The 2,634-nt window shown below is 73.7% G+C and carries 2 protein-coding genes and 1 pseudogene; 1 reads left to right on the top strand and 2 read right to left on the bottom strand.

The features are described from left to right. Positions 1 to 725, bottom strand: a pseudogene (locus MHW47_RS34365) (hypothetical protein); the annotation flags it as partial. A gap of 5 nt (positions 726 to 730) precedes the next feature. Continuing rightward, entirely contained in the window at positions 731 to 1,708 is a 978-nt protein-coding gene (locus tag MHW47_RS34360; protein ID WP_239227760.1) for an SMI1/KNR4 family protein, read from the bottom strand. Positions 1,709 to 2,007: 299 nt separating this feature from the next. Between MHW47_RS34360 and MHW47_RS34355 the strand changes: the two genes are divergently transcribed. Then, positions 2,008 to 2,541: a YwqJ-related putative deaminase gene (locus MHW47_RS34355; protein ID WP_239227759.1), complete on the top strand. Its 534-nt coding sequence runs from the start codon at positions 2,008 to 2,010 to the stop codon at positions 2,539 to 2,541. Positions 2,542 to 2,634: the final 93 nt, after the last annotated feature.

Genomic DNA, 2,634 nt, shown 5'->3' with positions numbered 1-2,634 from the left:
AGGAGACGCGGCCGGCGCACTTCCGGCTGCCGAAGGGGTCCGTGGCGGTGAGCGAGCAGCAGATCCTCGGTGTCGAGGAGGATCTGGGCTACCGGCTGCCCGGTGCCTACCGTTCGTTCCTCGGCGTCGTCCGCGTCCGCCCCGGTGTTGGTGTCGGTCCCGGCCCAGGGCGTCGCGCCCACGGGCGGCTGGAGCGAGGACGCCGGCACCCCGTCCGAGGCGGTCGGCTCGTACGCCACGGACCCGCCCTGCGAAGGCGTCGGGGACGACGGGATCGGGGCCGGCGGCGGGAAGGACGAGGGGGCGGCCGGCGCGGGCGGCGGAGTATCGGCCCGCTCCGCACGCCGGTCCGGGATGCCCAGCTTGTCCGCCGCCTCCTGGAGCCACTCCGGCGGGCTCAGCAGGAAGGACGTCTGGTTGAGGTCCACCCGCTCGGGCGGCGCCGGAGCGGCCGGCTCCACCTCCTGCGAGCCGTACTCCTCCTCGTACCGGCGGATGACCTCACCCACCGGGAGGCCGGGCCACAGCGTCGCCTCGCCGCTGTCCCGCGCGATCACCAGCCGCTGACGGCCCCCGTCCGACACCGGCCCGTCCGGACGGTCCTCCGCCCACACCACGAAACCGAGTTCGAATTCGCGGACCCGCACCTCGCGGTGCTGGTACGCCGGGACGTCCCCGTTCACCCACTCGTCCGCGCGCTCCTGCGCCTGCGCGAAGGTCACCACCGCGCTCACCCCTCCACCGGGACGGCGTGCGCGAAGCCGCCGTCCACCATCAGGTTCGCCACCGTCTCCAGCTCCGGCGGGTTGCCCGCGAGCCGCTGGAGGAACGCGTCGAAGTCCTCACCGCACGGCAGCAGCAGCCGGTCCACCCGGTCCTGCACCGTCCAGCCGTCCCGGTCCCGCGCGTCGTCGTACGCGCAGAACCACACCGACCCCAGACCCTCGCCGCGCACCTTCACCGCGAGCAGACCGCCCTGGACGAACGCGACGCCCAGGTAGTCCTTCGTCAGATGGTCACGCAGGCACTTGTTGACGTACACCAGGTCGTTCACGGCCGCCTCCTCGCGCACCGTGAAGAACGGCTGGTCGATCAGGAGGCCCAGCTCCGCGTCGAGCGCCGTACCCACCGGGGCGGAACCACCGGCCGCCTTGAGGAACGAACGGTAGGCACCGGGCAGCCGGTAGCCCAGATCCTCCTCGACACCGAGGATCTGCTGCTCGCTCACCGCCACGGACCCCTTCGGCAGCCGGAAGTGCGCCGGCCGCGTCTCCTGCAGCGGACGCGTCCCCCGCTTGTCCAGGTCCACCTCGGTCGACGCCAGACCGGCGTGGTGGCGCAGCAGCGCCTTCACCTCGACCGGGACCAGCTCCATCCGCCGGCCGCCGGGCACGTGGTGCCAGGTCCAACCGTGCGGGGTCGCCACCGCGGGGATCGTGTCCCACAGCTCGTGCCCGGCCTCCGCCATCGCCGCATTCGCCGACACGTAGTCCGTCAGCCGCAGCTCGTCCACGCCGAAGCCCTGCGGAGGCTCCGCGATCTCCGCCGCCGCCCGCGCGTACGGCGAGAAGTCCGGACACCCGTTCTCGTCCATCCGCACCCCTCTGGGGTGGCGCGAGGCCCGGACCGGGTCCGGGAAGTGCACGAGCTGCCCGGCATAGGCCGCGTTCGGTGGCGCGGCTTCCTGCCCGAGCCGACCTGTCGTCATGGCGGTTGCCCCCTGCTGCGTCCGGCTGATGAGGACCGACCCGGGGGTGGTCCAGGCACAGCCTAAGCGGTGACCCCCTTACGGGTACCGGCCCCGCCGCCTCCGGGCCACTTCCGTCACCAACCGTCACACCGGCGTGACGGACGGGCGACGGGACGGCCACCGGATCGCGACACGCGCCCACGTTTCACCGACCCAGCTTTCACAGGACCCGACACATTTGGCAGGCTGTCACCCGCATACACGGGGGCGTGCACATTCTGCGGCGGCCGCTGCGGGCACGGGAGGGACACAGCACCATGCACACAGCACACTCTGCACAGACCGTCACCACCGGAGACCCACGACTCAGCTGGAGCAGCACCGACCAGGGCCTCGCGCCCCGGCTCAGCCAGCGCCGCGACGGCATCCTGCCCGCCGTCGCCGCCGCCCTGTCCGTCCGCGGCGAGACGCTCACCTGCACCGCGGGCAAGGGCGACCAGCCCCCCGTGCTGCACCACCTCGTCCAGGACTTCCTCGACACCCTCCCCACCGCCCAGCGCGAACGGTTCACCGGCCGCTGCCCCGAGGCCATACTGCTCTCCCGGCACCTCACCGCCGCCGAGGCCGGACGCTCCAAGCGGGCCCAGCGCAAGCCCCTCACCAACGGGGAGGCACGCCGCGCCCTCAAGCACTCCCGGCTCACCGCGCGCCGCATCCGCGAGGACGGCGACCCGCTGCACGGCACCTACGCCGCCCCCTGCCGCTCCTGCGCCGTCATGCTGGCCCACTTCGGCGTCCGCCCCGTGGACCTCACCGCGACCGGCACGGCCACCACCGCCGAGAAGGGCTGACCGCGCCATGCACGACCGCACCGACCTGCCCGCGCAGTCCGGCCCCGAGCGGCCGGCCGCCGCCCGCTTCGCCGCCCCCGTGGACGCGGCCCT

Source organism: Streptomyces sp. OfavH-34-F (genome assembly GCF_022347745.1).
Classification (GTDB): domain Bacteria; phylum Actinomycetota; class Actinomycetes; order Streptomycetales; family Streptomycetaceae; genus Streptomyces.
This window is presented reverse-complemented; position numbering and strand designations above follow the sequence as displayed.

Bases quoted from the DNA above. Each gene is read 5' to 3' on its own strand.
- MHW47_RS34360 (WP_239227760.1), bottom strand. From the start codon at position 1,708: ATGACGACAGGTCGGCTCGGGCAGGAAGCCGCGCCACCGAACGCGGCC.
- MHW47_RS34355 (WP_239227759.1), top strand. From the start codon at position 2,008: ATGCACACAGCACACTCTGCACAGACCGTCACCACCGGAGACCCACGA.